Source organism: Bradyrhizobium sp. Arg816 (assembly GCF_029989365.1).
In the GTDB taxonomy this organism is placed as follows: Bacteria; Pseudomonadota; Alphaproteobacteria; order Rhizobiales; family Xanthobacteraceae; genus Bradyrhizobium.
Genome location: NZ_JAPRAQ010000032.1, coordinates 1 through 16275 on the forward strand (window position 1 = coordinate 1; position 16275 = coordinate 16275).

15 protein-coding genes are annotated in these 16275 nt (G+C 64.2%); 14 read left to right on the forward strand and 1 reads right to left on the reverse strand.

Annotated elements, in window-relative coordinates:
• Positions 1 to 127, reverse strand: a 127-nt coding sequence (locus OWC48_RS40980; RefSeq protein WP_249641133.1) for an NYN domain-containing protein, incomplete at its 3' end; no start/stop codon positions are given.
• Between the two features lie 329 nt (positions 128 to 456).
• Between OWC48_RS40980 and rpoZ the strand changes: the two genes are divergently transcribed.
• The 14 genes from rpoZ to OWC48_RS41050 all read left to right on the forward strand — a co-directional run bounded on the left by rpoZ (position 457) and on the right by OWC48_RS41050 (position 16228).
• Entirely contained in the window at positions 457 to 849 is a 393-nt protein-coding gene (gene rpoZ / locus OWC48_RS40985) for a DNA-directed RNA polymerase subunit omega (protein ID WP_014494742.1), read from the forward strand.
• A gap of 207 nt (positions 850 to 1056) precedes the next feature.
• Positions 1057 to 3342 carry a bifunctional (p)ppGpp synthetase/guanosine-3',5'-bis(diphosphate) 3'-pyrophosphohydrolase gene (locus tag OWC48_RS40990; RefSeq protein WP_282525098.1) on the forward strand — a complete coding sequence of 762 codons (2286 nt, stop codon included), beginning with the start codon at positions 1057 to 1059 and terminating at the stop codon, positions 3340 to 3342.
• Positions 3343 to 3387: 45 nt separating this feature from the next.
• The gene (locus OWC48_RS40995; RefSeq protein ID WP_282525099.1) at positions 3388 to 4140 is read left to right on the forward strand and encodes a pyridoxine 5'-phosphate synthase; all 753 of its coding nucleotides are present in this window, start codon (positions 3388 to 3390) and stop codon (positions 4138 to 4140) included.
• Entirely contained in the window at positions 4137 to 4556 is a 420-nt protein-coding gene (gene acpS, locus OWC48_RS41000) for a holo-ACP synthase (RefSeq protein WP_014494745.1), read from the forward strand. The genes OWC48_RS40995 and acpS overlap by 4 nt, the downstream gene beginning before the upstream one ends.
• Positions 4557 to 4806: 250 nt before the next feature.
• On the forward strand, positions 4807 to 5571 hold the full coding sequence (gene lepB, locus OWC48_RS41005; RefSeq protein ID WP_015685654.1) for a signal peptidase I: 765 nt from the start codon (positions 4807 to 4809) through the stop codon (positions 5569 to 5571).
• Positions 5568 to 6434 carry a ribonuclease III gene (gene rnc, locus OWC48_RS41010; RefSeq protein ID WP_282525100.1) on the forward strand — a complete coding sequence of 289 codons (867 nt, stop codon included), beginning with the start codon at positions 5568 to 5570 and terminating at the stop codon, positions 6432 to 6434. The genes lepB and rnc overlap by 4 nt, the downstream gene beginning before the upstream one ends.
• Positions 6424 to 7350: a GTPase Era gene (gene era / locus OWC48_RS41015; RefSeq protein WP_282525101.1), complete on the forward strand. Its 927-nt coding sequence runs from the start codon at positions 6424 to 6426 to the stop codon at positions 7348 to 7350. The genes rnc and era overlap by 11 nt, the downstream gene beginning before the upstream one ends.
• Positions 7351 to 7371: 21 nt before the next feature.
• Entirely contained in the window at positions 7372 to 7752 is a 381-nt protein-coding gene (locus tag OWC48_RS41020; protein WP_282525102.1) for a hypothetical protein, read from the forward strand.
• Between the two features lie 133 nt (positions 7753 to 7885).
• Entirely contained in the window at positions 7886 to 8638 is a 753-nt protein-coding gene (gene recO, locus OWC48_RS41025; protein WP_282525103.1) for a DNA repair protein RecO, read from the forward strand.
• A gap of 101 nt (positions 8639 to 8739) precedes the next feature.
• The gene (locus tag OWC48_RS41030; RefSeq protein WP_264621248.1) at positions 8740 to 9018 is read left to right on the forward strand and encodes a hypothetical protein; all 279 of its coding nucleotides are present in this window, start codon (positions 8740 to 8742) and stop codon (positions 9016 to 9018) included.
• A gap of 60 nt (positions 9019 to 9078) precedes the next feature.
• On the forward strand, positions 9079 to 11337 hold the full coding sequence (parC, locus tag OWC48_RS41035) for a DNA topoisomerase IV subunit A (protein WP_282525104.1): 2259 nt from the start codon (positions 9079 to 9081) through the stop codon (positions 11335 to 11337).
• Positions 11338 to 11651: 314 nt separating this feature from the next.
• A complete protein-coding gene (locus OWC48_RS41040) occupies positions 11652 to 13055 on the forward strand; it encodes an ABC transporter substrate-binding protein (protein ID WP_282525105.1) in 1404 nt (467 codons plus the stop codon).
• A 151-nt stretch (positions 13056 to 13206) separates the two neighbouring features.
• Positions 13207 to 14751: a GMC family oxidoreductase gene (locus tag OWC48_RS41045; RefSeq protein WP_282525106.1), complete on the forward strand. Its 1545-nt coding sequence runs from the start codon at positions 13207 to 13209 to the stop codon at positions 14749 to 14751.
• A 928-nt stretch (positions 14752 to 15679) separates the two neighbouring features.
• Positions 15680 to 16228: a 2'-5' RNA ligase family protein gene (locus tag OWC48_RS41050; RefSeq protein ID WP_282525107.1), complete on the forward strand. Its 549-nt coding sequence runs from the start codon at positions 15680 to 15682 to the stop codon at positions 16226 to 16228.
• The last annotated feature ends 47 nt before the right edge of the window (positions 16229 to 16275 follow it).

Genomic DNA, 16275 nt, shown 5'->3' on the forward strand with positions numbered 1-16275 from the left:
TCCCGCGACTCTGAAACTCCTTCAGCAGGCGCTTGTAGTCGATGTCGAAGCCCAGAGTTTTCGCCGTCGCGTAGAGATTGGCCCCATCGATGAAGAGCGCGATCTTGTTAGTGGCAGAAGGTGACATTCAGTTTGCTCGCGTAGCGTTCGTGATTGATCGTTTATTGTTGGCGCGGCGACAGCAAGCCGCGCAGTCTTATGGTGCCGCCGAAACCCGTCGAAACCGCAAATCCGGAGAAGTCGTGGCAATCAAGGTATAGTTATGGCGGACCTGCATACGCCCGGTGCCGCCCTCAATGGCAGCCCGGCAAACCACCCATCCCAGCCCCAATGTGGGGGTAGCAGAGCCGTTTGGCGAGGCCAAATCACAAATTGGCCTTGCGAAATCGCCCTGTCCCCTATAACTAGCCCCAATCATCCACATATTTCGTCCCACCCACAACGGAGCGACAGTCCATGGCTCGCGTCACCGTAGAAGATTGTATCGACAAGGTCGACAACCGGTTTGACCTGGTCCTGCTGGCCGCCCACCGGGCCCGCATGATTTCGTCCGGTTCACAACTAACGGTTGACCGCGATAACGACAAGAACCCCGTTGTGTCTTTGCGCGAAATTGCGGACGAAACCATCTCGCCGGAGGACCTCCGCGAGGAGCTGGTCCACTCGCTCCAGAAATTCGTCGAGGTCGACGAGCCCGAGCCCGATACGGTCCCGCTGATCGGTTCCGCCGGTGCCAGCGTCGATGCCGACGATACCGAAGTTGCCGTTGAGCGCATGACCGAAGAGGAGCTCCTGAAGGGCCTCGAGGGCCTCGCGCCGCCGGAAGAACAGCCCGAGGAGGACGAGTAATCGTCCCGTCGCAGTCGTCGACTTCTTGTGATCTTATCAAAGGCCCGAACCCGTGTTCGGGCCTTTGCTTTTGTTGGCGTTTTCGTGGTTACCATAGCGTTGCCGCATCGCGTTGCTTGCCTGTCACCGAATTGATCGGACGCACGCGCGATCGGGGCTAAGATGTATGCAACGGGCGGCTGATGGTCCGTTTGAAGGCAGGATGGCATGGTGTATCGGCGCCCGAGACAAACGCAGATGCTGGCCGCAACCGAATCGGTTGCCGTGGCCCCGACTGCGCCGGTGGGGCGCCCGGCCAAGCCCCGCGCGCGGATGATGCGTCAATATGACCTCGTCGAGCGCGTCAGGTCCTACAATCCCAATACCAACGAAGACCTGCTGAACCGCGCCTATGTCTACGCCATGAAGGCGCACGGCTCGCAGACCCGTGCCTCGGGCGATCCCTATTTCTCGCACCCGCTCGAAGTGGCGGCGATTCTCACCGATCTGAAGCTCGACGATGCCACCATCGTGGCCGCGCTGCTGCACGACACGATCGAGGACACCGAGGCGACGCGTGCCGAGATCGACCAGATCTTCGGGCCCGAGATCGGCGCGCTGGTCGAGGGCCTGACCAAGCTGAAGCGGCTGGAACTGGTGTCGCGCGAGGCCAAGCAGGCCGAGAACCTGCGCAAATTGTTGCTGGCCATTGCCGACGACGTCCGCGTTCTGCTGGTCAAGCTCGCCGACCGCCTGCACAACATGCGTACGCTGGACTTCGTGCCGACGGAGTCGCGACGGCGCATTGCCGAGGAGACGCTCGACATCTATGCGCCGCTGGCCGGGCGCATGGGCATGCAGGAAATGCGCGAGGAGCTGGAGGATTTGTCCTTCCGCACCCTCGATCCGGAAGCCTATTCGGTGGTGATGCAGCGGCTCGACGCGCTCGCCGAGCGCAACCGCAACCTGATCGGCGAAATCGAGGACCAGCTCTCCAACAATCTGCGCCACCGGGGGCTGGGCGCGCGGGTCTATGGCCGCCGCAAGAAGCCGTTCTCGATCTGGACCAAGATGGAGCGCAAGTCGGTCGGCTTCGAGCAATTGTCCGACATCTTCGGCTTCCGCCTCGTCGTCAACGACATCGAGGCCTGCTATCGCGCGCTCGGCATCGTCCACACCACCTGGCCGGTCGTGCCCGGGCGTTTCAAGGACTACATCTCGACGCCGAAGCAGAACGACTACCGCTCGATCCACACCACCGTGATCGGCCCCGGCAACCAGCGCGTCGAGCTGCAGATCCGTACCGAGGCGATGGACCAGATCGCCGAGCGCGGCATCGCCGCACACGTGTTCTACAAGGAAGACGTGGGCTCGCCGACCGAGTTTCTCAAGCGCGAGTCCAATGCGTTCGCCTGGTTGCGCCACACCATCGGCATCCTCTCGGAGAGCGCCAACCCCGAGGAATTCCTCGAGCACACCAAGCTCGAGCTGTTCCACGACCAGGTGTTCTGCTTCACCCCGAAGGGCAAGCTGATCGCGCTGCCTCGCCATGCCAATGTGATCGACTTCGCCTATGCCGTGCACACCGACGTCGGCAACAGCGCCGTCGGCTGCAAGATCAACGGCCAGTTCGCGCCGCTGTCCTCGGAGCTCCAGAACGGCGACGAGGTCGAGGTGCTGACCTCGGAGGCGCAAGCGGCGCCGCCGTCGGCCTGGGAAACGCTCGCGGTCACCGGCAAGGCGCGCGCCGCGATCCGCCGCGCCACCAGGACCGCGGTGCGTGACCAATATGTCGGTCTCGGCCGGCGCATCGTCGAGCGCCTGTTCGAGCGCGCCAAAATCGAATACGCCGACGACAAGCTCAAGGGCGCGCTGCCGCGGCTGGCGCGCACCTCGATCGAGGACGTCATGGCGGCGGTCGGCCGTGGCGAGATCAAGGCCTCCCACGTCGCGCGTGCGATGTATCCCGACTACAAGGAGGAGCGGATCGCGCGCTACGGCGTCAAGAAGGGGCTCGCCGCCAAGCTCAAGGAGAAGTCGTCGGAGCCGCCTCGCAGCCCGGTCGCGATCCCGATCCGCGGCATCAATTCCGACCTGCCGATCAAGTTCGCGCCGAACGGCGGCGCGGTGCCCGGGGACCGCATCGTCGGCATCGTCACGCCGGGCGAGGGGATCACGATCTACCCGATCCAGGCGCCGGCCCTCAAGGATTTCGAGGAGGAGCCGGAGCGCTGGCTCGACGTGCGCTGGGACATCGAGGACTCCGCCCCGCAGCGCTTCCCGGCCCGCATCAAGGTCGAGAACGTCAACGAGCCCGGCGCGCTGGCGCAGATCGCGACCGTGATCGCCGAGCACGACGGCAACATCGACAACATCAGCATGCAGCGCCGCTCGCCCGACTTCACCGAGACGACGATCGATCTCGAAGTCTACGATCTGAAGCATTTGAGCGCGATCCTCGCCCAGTTGCGCGCGAAGGCGGTCGTTGCCCGCGTCGAACGTGTTAATGGATAGACGCCTTTCGTATGCGTCCGTCCCCCCGATTTCGTGAGTCCTGAAATGCCCGCATCTCCGCTCCGCCTCGGCGTCAATATCGACCATGTCGCGACCGTCCGTAACGCGCGCGGCGGCCGCCATCCCGATCCGGTGCGCGCCGCGCTGCTCGCGATCGAGGCCGGCGCTGATGGCATCACCGCGCATCTGCGCGAGGATCGCCGCCACATCCGCGACGAGGACATGGCGCGGCTGAAGGCCGAGATCTCCAAGCCGCTGAATTTCGAGATGGCGGCGACCGACGACATGATGCGCATCTCGCTCGCGACCAAGCCGCACGCGGTGTGCCTCGTGCCGGAGCGCCGCCAGGAGGTGACGACCGAAGGCGGCCTCGACGTCGTCGGCCAGCACAATGCGCTGGCGCCCTACATCGCACGCCTGAACGATGCGGGCATCCGGGTTTCGCTGTTCATCGCCGCCGACCCCGCGCAGATCGAGATGGCGGCACGGTTGCGCGCGCCCGTGATCGAGATCCACACGGGGGCCTGGTGCGACGCCGTCGTCGACGGCCACACCGGGAAGGCCGAGGCGGAATGGCAGCGGATCGTGGCAGGGGTGAAACTGGCCAAGGAAGCGGGGCTCGAGGTTCATGCGGGCCATGGGCTCGACTATGCGACGGCGGAGACGATCGCGGCGCTGCCGGAGCTCATGGAGCTGAACATCGGCTACTACATGATCGGCGAGGCGCTGTTCGTCGGGCTCGCCGAGACGGTGCGCAGCATGCGCGCCGCGATGGACCGCGGCCGGAGCCGGGCATGATCATCGGCATCGGCTCCGACCTGATCGACATCACCCGCGTCGGCAAGGTGATCGAGCGCCATGGCGAGCGTTTCCTCGACCGCATCTTCACCGCGGCCGAGCGGGCCAAGGCGGAGCGGCGCGCCAAGAGCGAGAAGATGGTGGTCGCGACCTACGCCAAGCGTTTTGCCGCCAAGGAGGCCTGCTCGAAGGCGCTCGGCACCGGTATCCGGAACGGTGTCTGGTGGCGCGACATGGGGGTGGTCAACCTGCCGGGCGGGCGGCCGACCATGCAATTGACGGGCGGGGCGCTGGCCCGGCTCCAGGCCCTGACGCCCGAGGGGTTCGAGGCGAAGATCGACCTGTCGATCACCGACGACTGGCCGCTGGCGCAGGCCTTCGTCATCATTTCCGCCGTGCCGCTGGCCAAGCCCTGACCGTTAGCGGGCTGTTTTTATAATTCATATTATAAATCAATGTCTTATGCAGTTTTGATGCGATCCTTGATTGCGTGGCCCCCGACAACCGTCTAAAAGTCCGCGGACGCAAATCAGCCTGGGCGAATTCGGCTTTACGCCGGAATTGGCCCTCATTATCAGAATCAGGACAATCTCCTTGGGCCGCGAAGCGATGGGCTGTTCGCGGTAGGAGGGCGCACTGTGATCGCCTGCCGGAATTGAGAGAGCAATGAGCGTGACTTCGGGAACGAAAACTGAAAGCGGCGTCGGCGAAACGATCCGCGTCGTGATCCATGCTCTCCTGATTGCGCTCGTGATCCGCACGTTCCTGTTCCAGCCGTTCAACATTCCGTCCGGCTCGATGAAGGCGACGCTGCTGGTCGGCGACTATCTGTTCGTCTCGAAATATTCCTACGGCTATAGCCACTACTCGATCCCGTTCTCGCCGCCGCTGTTCTCGGGGCGGATCTGGGGCTCGGACCCGAACCGCGGCGACATCGTCGTGTTCCGCCTGCCGAAGGACGACTCCACCGATTACATCAAGCGCGTCATCGGCCTTCCCGGCGACCGCGTCCAGATGAAGGATGGGCTGCTCTACATCAACGACACTCCGGTCGAGCGGCAGCGCATGAGCGAATTTGTCGGCGAGGATCCCTGCGGCTCCGAAGGCGGGGGCATCTCGCGGGTGAAGCGCTGGAAGGAAACGCTGCCGAACGGCGTGTCCTATGAGACGCTGGACTGCGCCGACAACGGCTACATGGACAACACCAACGTCTACAACGTGCCGCCGGGCCATTTCTTCATGATGGGCGACAACCGCGACAACTCCACCGACAGCCGTTTCCTCGGCCAGGTCGGCTACGTGCCGCAGGAGAATTTGATCGGCCGCGCCCAGATGATCTTCTTTTCCATCGCCGAAGGCGAGCACGCCTGGATGTTCTGGCGCTGGCCTTGGGCTGTTCGCTGGAACCGTTTCTTCAAAATCGTCCGATGAAAGACGAAGCCAAGGACATCCCGATCCAATCGACCGAGCCCGCGGCGGGCGCCGACGGCGAAGCTGCGACCAAGACGCTTGCGACCAAGACGCCTGAAACCAAAACACATGAAACCAAGACGCCTGCAAAGAAGAAGCGGGTGCGGAGCAGCAAGGCCAAGGGCTCGGATGCGAACGCGGCGCTCGAGGCGCGCATCGGCCACAGCTTTGCCGATCCGAATCTGCTGATGCAGGCGATCACGCATGTCTCGGCGCTGAAGTCCGGGCGCAAGCGCGGCGACAGCTATCAGCGGCTGGAATTCCTAGGCGACCATGTGCTGGGGCTCGTCGTCTCCGACATGCTCTATCACGCCTTTCCGAATGCCGACGAGGGCGAGCTGTCCAAGCGACTTGCCGAACTGGTGCGCAAGGAGAGCTGCGCCGACGTTGCCAAGTCGCTCGGTCTGCTCGACGACGTCAAGCTCGGTTCGGTCGGGCCGAGCGCCGATGCCCGCCTGCGCAAGAGCGTGCTCGGCGACATCTGCGAGGCCGTGATCGGCGCCGTCTTCCTCGACGGCGGCTACGCGTCGGCGGCGGAATTCGTCAGGCGCAACTGGACTGAACGCATGCACAAGCCGCGGCGTCCCTTGCGCGATCCCAAGACCGTGCTGCAGGAATGGGCGCAGGGGAAGGGGCTGCCGACGCCGGTTTACCGCGAGGTCGAGCGCACCGGCCCGCATCACGATCCGCAGTTCCGCGTTGCGGTGGATCTGCCGGGATTGGCGCCGGCCGAAGGCATCGGTGGCAGCAAGCGTGCAGCGGAGAAGGTGGCGGCTTCAGTGATGATCGAACGTGAAGGTGTTGGCGGCGGCAATGACGGCTGAACCAAGCGGCGAGGCGCCCTCCGCAACGCGCTGCGGCTTCGTTGCGCTGATCGGCGCGCCGAATGTCGGAAAATCCACGCTGGTCAATGCGCTGGTCGGGGCCAAGGTCACGATCGTCTCGCGCAAGGTGCAGACCACGCGCGCGCTGATCCGCGGCATCGTCATCGAGGACAACGCGCAGATCATCCTGGTCGACACGCCGGGCATCTTCCTGCCCAAGCGCCGGCTCGACCGCGCCATGGTCTCGACGGCCTGGAGCGGGGCGCATGACGCCGACCTCGTCTGCGTGCTGCTCGACGCCAAGACCGGGATTGATGAAGAGGCCGAGGCGATCCTCACCAAGGCCGCGAGCGTCAATCACGACAAGATCTTGGTCATCAACAAGGTCGATCTGGTCCAGCGTGAGAAGCTGCTGGCGCTGGCGCAAGCCGCCAACGAGCGCATGGCCTTTGCAAAGACCTTCATGATCGCGGCGATCTCGGGCGACGGCGTCGACGACCTCAGGCACACGCTGGCGGAAATCGTGCCGCCGGGGCCGTTCCTCTATCCCGAAGACCAGATGTCGGACGCGCCGATGCGGCAGCTTGCGGCCGAGATCACGCGCGAGAAGATCTATCGCAAGCTGCATCAGGAATTGCCCTACCAATCCACGGTCGAGACCGACAAGTGGGAGGAGCGCAAGGATAAGTCGGTGCGCATCGAGCAGACGATCTTCGTCGAGCGCGAGAGCCAGCGCAAGATCGTGCTCGGCGCAGGCGGCGCCACCATCAAGTCGATCGGCGCGGACTCGCGCAAGGAGATCGGCGAGATCCTGGGCGTGCCGGTGCACCTGTTCCTGTTCGTCAAGGTGCGCGAAAACTGGGGTGACGATCCCGATCGCTATCGCGAGATGGGCCTGGAATTTCCCAAAGAATAACCAAGAAAAGATCGGTCACCGATGAGCGTACCCAGCAACGTCCAGCGCTTCGAAGCGCTGCTCTATGCGTCATTGATGCTGGATGCCCTGTCGGTCGCGGTGCAGGACCGCACGCCCAATGCCGAAATGACCGAGCAGATGATCATGATGGCGACCCTGCTCGCCGGCGGCATGATCGTGCTGCTGGTCTATTTCGTCTGGTTGGCTGCGCGTTGGCGCAAGAACTGGCCGCGCTGGGTGCTGGCGGCGGCCCTCGCACTGTCCGTGATCTCGCTCGGCCAGATCATCGGCGAGAAGGGCCTGGAGCTCGACGGCGTCATCGAGATCGTCTCCTGCGTGCTGACCGCGATGGGGCTGTATTTCTCCTTCACCGGCGACGCGCAGGGCTGGTTCAACGCCTAGTGCGGGGCCGTAGGGTGGGCAAAGGCGCGCCCTCGCGCGTCGTGCCCACCATAATCGTGCCGCAAATCAAATTGGTGGGCACGCTTCGCTTTGCCCACCCTACGATCGCTCGAACTGCGCTACACTTCCTACCATGGAATGGACCGACGAAGGCATCGTGCTGGGCGTGCGGCGGCATGGCGAGAGCAGCGCCATCGTCGAGCTGCTGACGCGTACGCACGGCCGGCATCTCGGCCTCGTGCGCGGTGGCGCCGGTTCGCGGATGCGACCGCTCTTGCAGCCCGGCAACAGCGTCAGCGTGGTGTGGCGGGCGCGGCTCGACGAGCATCTCGGCACCTATGCGGTTGAGGGCCTCAAGCTGCGCGCGGCGACGCTGCTGGGATCCTCCCACGGCGTCTATGGCGTCACCCATCTCGCCTCGATTGCGCGGCTGCTGCCGGAGCGCGATCCGCACGAAGACATCTTTGCGATGCTCGAACATTCGTTCGATGATTTCGACGATATCGGCAGTGCCGCCGTGCACCTCATCCATTTCGAGCTGGCGATGCTCGCCGAGCTCGGCTTTGGGCTCGCGTTGGAAAACTGTGCGGTGACCGGCGAGACCACGGACCTGATCTATGTTTCGCCGAAATCCGGCGGCGCGGTGTCGCGCGGGGCCGGCGAACCTTGGCGCGACCGGCTGTTGCGCCTGCCGCCGTTCCTGCGTCGTGGCGAGGCCGCGAGCGACCTCACCGACCAGGATCTCCAGGACGGCTTCCGGCTTACCGGCCTGTTCTTGCTGCGCCATGTGCTGGAGCCGCGCGGCCAGGGCCATTCCGACGCGCGCGCCGGCTTCATCAATGCGCTGACGCGGCAGCAGGCGAAGGCGGCGATTCCGGCGCCATGACCTGGGGGGGCCTCTGCCTTGCCTGAGGGCATGATATTCCCCGGAACCAAATCCGCCTGGTTGAATTGGCCTCGCTGGGTTCCACAACGGGGACAGCCTAAATGTTGATCAAGGGATTCGCCTTGTCGGCGGCGCTGCTTGCATTCGCGCCTGACGCGGTGGCTGGCGAGCCGCAACCGGGTGTCTTTCGCCGGGCATCCTGCACCGTGGTCCGGTATTACGTGGCGAAATATTCCGCTGCGGCCGCAGAGGCATGGGCGCGGTCCAAGGGGGCAACGGAGGCCGAAATCGAGGTCGCCCGGCGTTGCCTGACCAATGCGCCGGTCACCGCGCAAGCCAAGACCCAGCAGCCAGTGACCGCCGGCTGGGCAGGGCAATAGCCGCCCACAGGGAACCAATCGATCCTTGCCCGATTCGCTTCCACGGTTTAACCGGGCGGCATGGGAAAACGATTGATTCCGCCGGAGGAACCGGCCGAAATTCACGAGGTGCCGCTGCGTGAGGCGCTGGAAGAGCGCTATCTCGCCTATGCGCTCTCCACCATCATGCACCGCGCGCTGCCGGATGCGCGCGACGGCCTCAAGCCGGTGCACAGGCGCATCCTCTACGGCATGCGCCTGCTCAGGCTCGACCCCGGCACGGCCTTCAAGAAGTCCGCGAAGATCGTCGGCGACGTGATGGGCTCGTTCCATCCGCATGGCGACCAGGCGATCTACGACGCTATGGTCCGCCTCGCGCAGGATTTCTCCTCGCGCTACCCGCTGGTCGACGGCCAGGGCAATTTCGGCAATATCGACGGCGATAACCCGGCCGCCTACCGCTACACCGAAGCGCGCATGACCGACGTCGCGCGGCTTCTGCTCGACGGCATCGACGAGGACGGTGTCGAGTTCCGCGCCAATTACGACGGCCAGTCGAAAGAGCCGGTCGTGCTGCCCGGCGGCTTCCCGAACCTGCTTGCCAACGGAGCGCAGGGCATCGCGGTCGGCATGGCGACCTCGATCCCGCCGCACAACGCGGCCGAGCTCTGCGACGCCGCGCTGCATCTGATCGAGAAGCCCGACGCGAAGTCGAAGGCGCTGCTGAAGTGGGTGAAGGGCCCGGATTTCCCGACCGGCGGCATCTGCGTCGATTCCAAGCAGGCGATCGCTGAGGCCTATACGACCGGTCGCGGCTCGTTCCGTGTTCGCGCGCGATGGGAGCAGGAAGAGGGTACGCGCGGTACCTGGGTCGTCGTCGTCACCGAGATTCCCTTCCTGGTGCAGAAGTCGCGCCTGATCGAGAAGGTCGCCGAGCTGCTGGACCAGAAGAAGCTGCCGCTGGTCGGCGACATCAGGGACGAGTCGGCCGAAGACGTCCGCATCGTGATCGAGCCGAAGTCGAAGAACGTCGATCCCGCCCTGATGATGGAATCGTTGTTCCGGCTGACCGAGCTCGAAAACAAGATTCCGCTGAACCTCAACGTGCTGATCAAGGGCCGCATCCCCAAGGTCGTGGGGCTCGCGGAGTGCTTGCGCGAATGGCTCGACCATCTGCGCGACGTCCTGATCCGCCGGACCAACTTCCGCAAGACGCAGATCGAGCACCGGCTCGAAGTTCTGGGCGGTTTGTTGATCGCGTACTTGAACCTCGACGAGGTGATCAGGATCATCCGCACCGTGGACGAGCCGAAGCCGGCGCTGATCAAGGCGTTCAAGCTTACCGAGGTGCAGGCCGAAGCCATCCTCAACATGCGCCTGCGCAGCTTGCGCAAGCTTGAGGAAATGGAGATCCGCACCGAGGACAAGAACCTCCGCGCCGAGCTCAAGGGCATCAACGCGGTGCTCGCCTCGGAGCCGGAGCAGTGGAAGAAGGTCGGCGAGCAGGTCGGCAAGGTCCGCGATATGTTTGGACCGAAGACGCCGCTCGGCAGGCGCCGCACCACCTTTGCGGATGCGCCCGAGCATGACCTCGCCGCGATGGAGGAAGCCCTCGTCGAGCGCGAGCCGGTGACGGTCGTGGTCTCCGACAAGGGCTGGATCCGCACCATGAAGGGCCATGTCGAGGATCTCTCGGGGCTGGCCTTCAAGCAGGACGACAAGCTCGGCTTTGCCTTCTTCGCGGAGACGACCTCGAAGCTGCTGCTGTTCGCCACCAACGGCAAATTCTACTCGCTCGATGTCGCAAAGCTTCCGGGCGGTCGCGGCCATGGCGAGCCGATCCGTCTGTTCATCGACCTCGAGCAGGAGGCCGCTCCCGTCGCGCTGTTCGTCAACAAGGGCGGGCGCAAATTCCTGGTCGCGAGCCACGAGGGCCAGGGCTTCGTCGTCAACGAGGACGATTGCGTCGGCACGACCAAGAAGGGCAAGCAGGTCCTCAACGTCGACATGCCGAACGAGGCGCGCACGGTCACCGAGGTGATCGGCGACACCGTCGCGGTCATCGGCGAGAACCGCAAGATGCTGATCTTCCCGCTCGACCAAGTGCCGGAGATGGCCCGCGGTCGCGGCGTGCGGCTGCAGAAGTACAAGGACGGCGGCCTGTCCGACGTCGCCGTGTTCGAGGCCAAGGCGGGCCTGACCTGGAAGGACTCCGCCGGCCGCGAATTCTCCGCGACCATGAAGGAGCTCGCCGAGTGGCAAGGCACCCGTGCGGATGCCGGCCGCATGCCGCCGAAGGGTTTCCCGAAGTCGAACAAGTTCGGCAAGGTGATCGGGTAAGCAGGCTCGTGTCCCGGATGCGCTGCAGCGTGAAACGCTGCTGCGCAGAGCCGGGATGCCACAACACAGGTGTCATGCCCCGGCTTGACCGGGGCATCCAGTACGCCGCGGCTTCTCGGTTTCATCACGCCCCTCTCCGGAATACTGGATCGCCCGCCCCTGTGCGCAATTGCGCACTAGGCGGGCGATGACAGCGAGTGTGGCGCAAACGCTTGGCAGATAGGCGTGAGCGCATAAGTGCCTGCGTCGATCGGGCACGAACATTGCTTTTTCTTTGCCTGCAAATGAACTCTCAAGAAGAAGCAAAAGGCACAATGTTCAAACTGAAGGCTTTTATTCCGGCGCTGTTCGGCCTCGCGCTGGTCGCGGCGCCCGCGCATGCGGCGGGCAATCTCGTTGCAGTGCTCGAGGCGGAGATCGTCACGCTCGATCCGCATTTTTCCACGGCCTACATTTCGCGCACGTTTGGCTACATGGTGTTCGACACGCTCTTTGCGAAAGACTCCAAGGGCGACATCAAGCCGCAGATGGTGCAGGACTGGAAAGTCTCATCCGACGGATTGACCTATACGTTCACGCTGCGCGACGGCCTGAAATGGCATGACGGCCAGCCGGTCACGGCGGCCGATTGCGTGGCGTCGCTGCGCCGCTGGGGCACCCGCAGCGCTCTCGGCCGTCGGATCTTCGCGATCACAGCCTCGCTCGAGCCGACGGATGCGAAAACCTTCGTGCTGACGCTGAAGGAGCCGTCCGGCCTCGTGATCGATGCGCTCGGCAATCCCGTCAGCCCCGTCGCCTTCATGATGCCCGAGCGCATCGCGAAAACACCCGGCGACCAGCGCATCACGGAGATCATCGGCTCCGGCCCGTTCGTCTATAGCAAGGGCGATCACCGAACCGGCGATCGCATGATCCTGAAGAAATTCGCCGACTATGTGCCGCGCCCTGAGCCCGCCGATTTCCTCGCCGGCGGCAAGCGCGTCGGCATCGACACGCTCGAGATCCGCGTCATCCCGGATGGCGCGACCGCCGCGTCCGCGCTGCAGGCCGGCGAGGTCGACTTCATGCAATATGCGCCGTTCGATCTGTTGCCGCAGCTGGAAAAGAACTCCCGCGTCAAGCTGGTCAATTTCACCGGCGGCAACATGTTCGCCGGCGCCTATCGTCTCAACGCCGCATCGAAGCCGTTTGATGATCCGGAAATTCGCCGCGTGCTGTGGAAGCTGGTCGACCAGCGCGAAGTGCTGGATGCGCTCGGGCTCGATGCCAAATACGCCGCTCCTTGCGCGACGTTCTTCACCTGCGGCACCACCTATGAGAGCAAGGCGGGCACGGAAGCCGCCGCGAAGACGTCGATTGAAGCGGCGAAAGCTGCGCTGAAGGCGACCAAATATGCCGGCGAGCCCGTGGTCGTCATGGAAGCCAACGACCTCGAAGCCCCGCGTGTCTCGGCGCAGGTGCTGGCCGAGCGGCTGAAGCAGGCCGGGTTCAACGTCGATCTCCAGGTGATGGACTGGGCGAGCGTGCTGGCGCGCCGCGCCAAGAAAGAGGGCTGGAGCGTCTATGGCGTTCACGCCGGCGGTTTTGACCTGGGCTCGCCGCTGACCAACGTCATGGTCGCCTTCAACTGCGCCGACTTCACCGGCTGGCAATGCGATGCGCGCATCACGCCGCTGATGGAAGCCTTCGCCAAGGCGCCCGCCGAGGAGGATCGCTAGAAGATCGCCGGCGAGATTCAGAGCGTCATGTACGATCAGGCGCCCGCGATCCCGTGGGGCCAGTTCGCGCAGCCGGCGGCCTATCGCGCCACCCTGCGTGGTCTGATACCGTCCGCCATCCCGGTGTTCTGGAACGTTGAGAAGTAACGCGATGTACGATGTCATTGTTGTCGGCGGCGGCTCCGCCGGCGCCGCTGTTGCGGCGCGGTTGTCCGAAGATCCCGCAAGGCGCGTCCTGTTGCTCGAAGCGGGGCTGGACTGGCGCGCGGACGAGGCGCCCTGGGAGGTGATGACCCCAAATCCGATCCCGATCATCCACAAGCGTGAGTACCAGGAGAAATGGCAATGGCCCGAACTCCTGACGCGCCGGGTGGCCGGGCAGGAGCCGCGCTTCTACTGGCGCGGCAAGGGGCTTGGCGGCTCATCGATGATGAACGGCCAGATTGCCATCCGCGGCGTCGCCGACGCGTTCGACGAATGGGCAGCCAATGGCTGCACCGGCTGGTCGGCCAAGGACGTGATGCCGCTGTTCTCGGTGATCGAAGATGATTTGGAATTTGGTGACGCCCCGGGCCATGGAAGCGGCGGACCGCTGCCGGTCTATCGGGCTCCGCCCGAGAAGTGGGGCCCGATCGATCGCGGCCTGCGCGATGCGGCGCTGGCGAGCGGCTATCCCTGGTGCGCCGACCTCAACAGTCCCGATGGCGAGGGCGTCGCCTGCTATCCCATCAACAGCCGCGACAGCCGCCGCATCACAACCAACGAGGGCTATCTCGAGCCGGCGCGCGGCCGTGCCAATCTCGAGATTCGCGGGCATGCGCTGGTCGATCGCGTGCTGATCAGCGACGGCCGGGCGACCGGCCTTCGGGTTCACATCGAAGGGCAGGGCACCCACGAGATCAGCGCGCGCCAGATCGTGCTCTGCGCCGGCGCCATCCACAGTCCGGCGATCCTGCTGCGTTCGGGCATCGGACCGGCGGATGAGCTGAAGGCGATGGGGATCGCGGTCGAGCGCGATCTGCCGGTCGGCCGCCACTTCTTCGACCACCCGCTGTTTCGCGCCACGATCCAGCTCCACGAAAACCTGCGGCCGACCGATCCAGACACCCGCCACACCAATTGCTGCGTGACTTATTCGTCAGGCCTCGCCGATGGCGGCAAGCGCGACATGATCCTGATCGCCTTCAACCACCGCGGCATCGGCGTGCCCGGAGCGATCGGCGCCGGCCTGTTCAACGCCTATTCGCGCGGCACGCTCAAGCTGGCTTCGACCGATCCGGCGATCGATCCCATCGTCGAGGAGAACATGCTGGCCGATCCCCGCGACATGCTGCGGATGAAGGATGCGGTGAAGCGACTGGCCGTGATCACCTCGCAGCCGGCGCTCTCGGGCGTTGCCGACTGGATACGGCTTGCCGACACCGATCTGACGCTTCCGCAGGCAGCTAGCCTGCCGGATCACGAGCTCGATGCGGTGCTGCGCCGTGAGACCGGAGACATCCAGCACGCAGCCGGCAGTTGCCGCATGAGCGGCGTTAACGACGCTGAGGGCGTGGTCAATCCGGACGGTACGGTGAAAGGCATTTCGGGTCTACGCGTCGCCGACGCCTCGATCATGCCGTCGGACTGTCGCGCCAACACCCATTTCACGACGGTGGTGATCGGCGAAGCCATCGCGCGGATGATGATGCGGTAGTTGTCGCAATACAGGTGGCATGCCCGCCTTCGTGGGCGTTGACGCTGAGAGTGGGGCTGGACGGGGCATCGCTCGGTTACACATTTCAAACAGCGGGCGAGCGTTCGCATTCTCGCGGCGCATTTCGCCCGAGCTTTGCTCCGTCACATTGCCCTCATCATAACAAGGGCGCAGGGAAGGCCGGGCGCCGGCTGGCACCCGCAGGTCCGTGCACCTTAGAAATGCACACGGGGTGGACCACAGGTTTCGCCGGATCGCCCGGCCTTCCCTGCGCAATGGTTTACGGCTTACTTCGCGCTCTCCCCGGGGAGCGATGCACTATTGCCCCCGTCGGCTTGCGGATGGCTGACGCGCGCACCCGGTTGGGCAGCACACATCACCACAAGACTTGACGCACAGACCCCGGGCGTCAGGACCACACGACTTGGCCGTCCGCGCACGTTTTCGCTGGGACTCCGAGAGGTGGCGTGTGCTCGCTCCCGAAGCCATGCGAAGATGCTGTCAGCGTCGTGTCGTATGCGCAAGAGCCATTGCTCACGGTGTCCCGCCCTGCAATGCCGATCGCGCCCGACGCTGTCGCGTCCATCGCTGCCCGGCCCGCGGTTCGTGACGATCGCGATCCGCCCCTTGTCTCGGGCCAGGATGTTTCGGACATACGACAAATCCGAATTTCGGTAAAGTGGAATATTTTAAGAGGCGGAGCTTGACACGTCATGAGGTCACGCAGCGCGGCTGTGTTGCCCGACAGGCAATCGTCGACGAGGGCGTAGGTGACGAGCTTTCGGCCAGAGGCGTGTACTCATCAAAGGCAGCTTCTGGAGTTTAAGCGGAAGTCGTCCCGCTTGCTCATCATCGACGGCTTGTGACCCGTTGCGGATCTTCGAGGGGCGGTCCAAGATGACGGACTTCACCGGCTTGAGCAGGGCGGATGGCAGTCGCAATCAATATCCGAGCTGATAACGATTCCGCGGACGAGATCGAACAGTTATGGGACCAAGTTGCTGCGTTGGAGGACGGGCCGTCGATGCGCACTCTGGCGTACCGACCACATCTGACATTCGCGATCTATGATGCGCCCGAGATTGACGAAAAGACGGCGTGGAAAGCAATGCTGTCTGCAAGCGCAGGCGAAACACAATTGCCTGTCACATTCGGGCGAATTAGGTGGTTCGTAGGCTCGCCACTTGTATTGTGGGCTGAGCCCGAACCGAGCGAGACCCTCAGAAGGTGGCACGCTTCAATCAGCGCTGCCATCGACCCGACCTACTGTCGGCCACATTATCGGCCCGGTGCGTGGACGCCCCACTGCACACTTGGCACACGCATCGCCGATAAAAACAGCAAAGGCGCTATTGCCTTTGCGCAGTCGTTCGACCGGCGCATTCAAGTCAATTTCGACGTAGTGGATTGCGTCGTTTTTCCACCTGTGCGGGTCGTTGCGCAACGGGAGCTGTCGAAGGGGCGTTCCGTTGCATAGCGATCCGCGAAGATGCTTCCTGCCGCTTAAGGTCTGCTCAGGGGAGG

What these genes read in the sequence shown, in the direction of transcription:
- rpoZ (WP_014494742.1), top strand. Translation starts at nt 457, where the DNA reads ATGGCTCGCGTCACCGTAGAAGATTGTATCGACAAGGTCGACAACCGG.
- OWC48_RS40990 (WP_282525098.1), top strand. Translation starts at nt 1,057, where the DNA reads ATGGTGTATCGGCGCCCGAGACAAACGCAGATGCTGGCCGCAACCGAA.
- OWC48_RS40995 (WP_282525099.1), top strand. Translation starts at nt 3,388, where the DNA reads ATGCCCGCATCTCCGCTCCGCCTCGGCGTCAATATCGACCATGTCGCG.
- acpS (WP_014494745.1), top strand. Translation starts at nt 4,137, where the DNA reads ATGATCATCGGCATCGGCTCCGACCTGATCGACATCACCCGCGTCGGC.
- lepB (WP_015685654.1), top strand. Translation starts at nt 4,807, where the DNA reads ATGAGCGTGACTTCGGGAACGAAAACTGAAAGCGGCGTCGGCGAAACG.
- rnc (WP_282525100.1), top strand. Translation starts at nt 5,568, where the DNA reads ATGAAAGACGAAGCCAAGGACATCCCGATCCAATCGACCGAGCCCGCG.
- era (WP_282525101.1), top strand. Translation starts at nt 6,424, where the DNA reads ATGACGGCTGAACCAAGCGGCGAGGCGCCCTCCGCAACGCGCTGCGGC.
- OWC48_RS41020 (WP_282525102.1), top strand. Translation starts at nt 7,372, where the DNA reads ATGAGCGTACCCAGCAACGTCCAGCGCTTCGAAGCGCTGCTCTATGCG.
- recO (WP_282525103.1), top strand. Translation starts at nt 7,886, where the DNA reads ATGGAATGGACCGACGAAGGCATCGTGCTGGGCGTGCGGCGGCATGGC.
- OWC48_RS41030 (WP_264621248.1), top strand. Translation starts at nt 8,740, where the DNA reads ATGTTGATCAAGGGATTCGCCTTGTCGGCGGCGCTGCTTGCATTCGCG.
- parC (WP_282525104.1), top strand. Translation starts at nt 9,079, where the DNA reads ATGGGAAAACGATTGATTCCGCCGGAGGAACCGGCCGAAATTCACGAG.
- OWC48_RS41040 (WP_282525105.1), top strand. Translation starts at nt 11,652, where the DNA reads ATGTTCAAACTGAAGGCTTTTATTCCGGCGCTGTTCGGCCTCGCGCTG.
- OWC48_RS41045 (WP_282525106.1), top strand. Translation starts at nt 13,207, where the DNA reads ATGTACGATGTCATTGTTGTCGGCGGCGGCTCCGCCGGCGCCGCTGTT.
- OWC48_RS41050 (WP_282525107.1), top strand. Translation starts at nt 15,680, where the DNA reads ATGGCAGTCGCAATCAATATCCGAGCTGATAACGATTCCGCGGACGAG.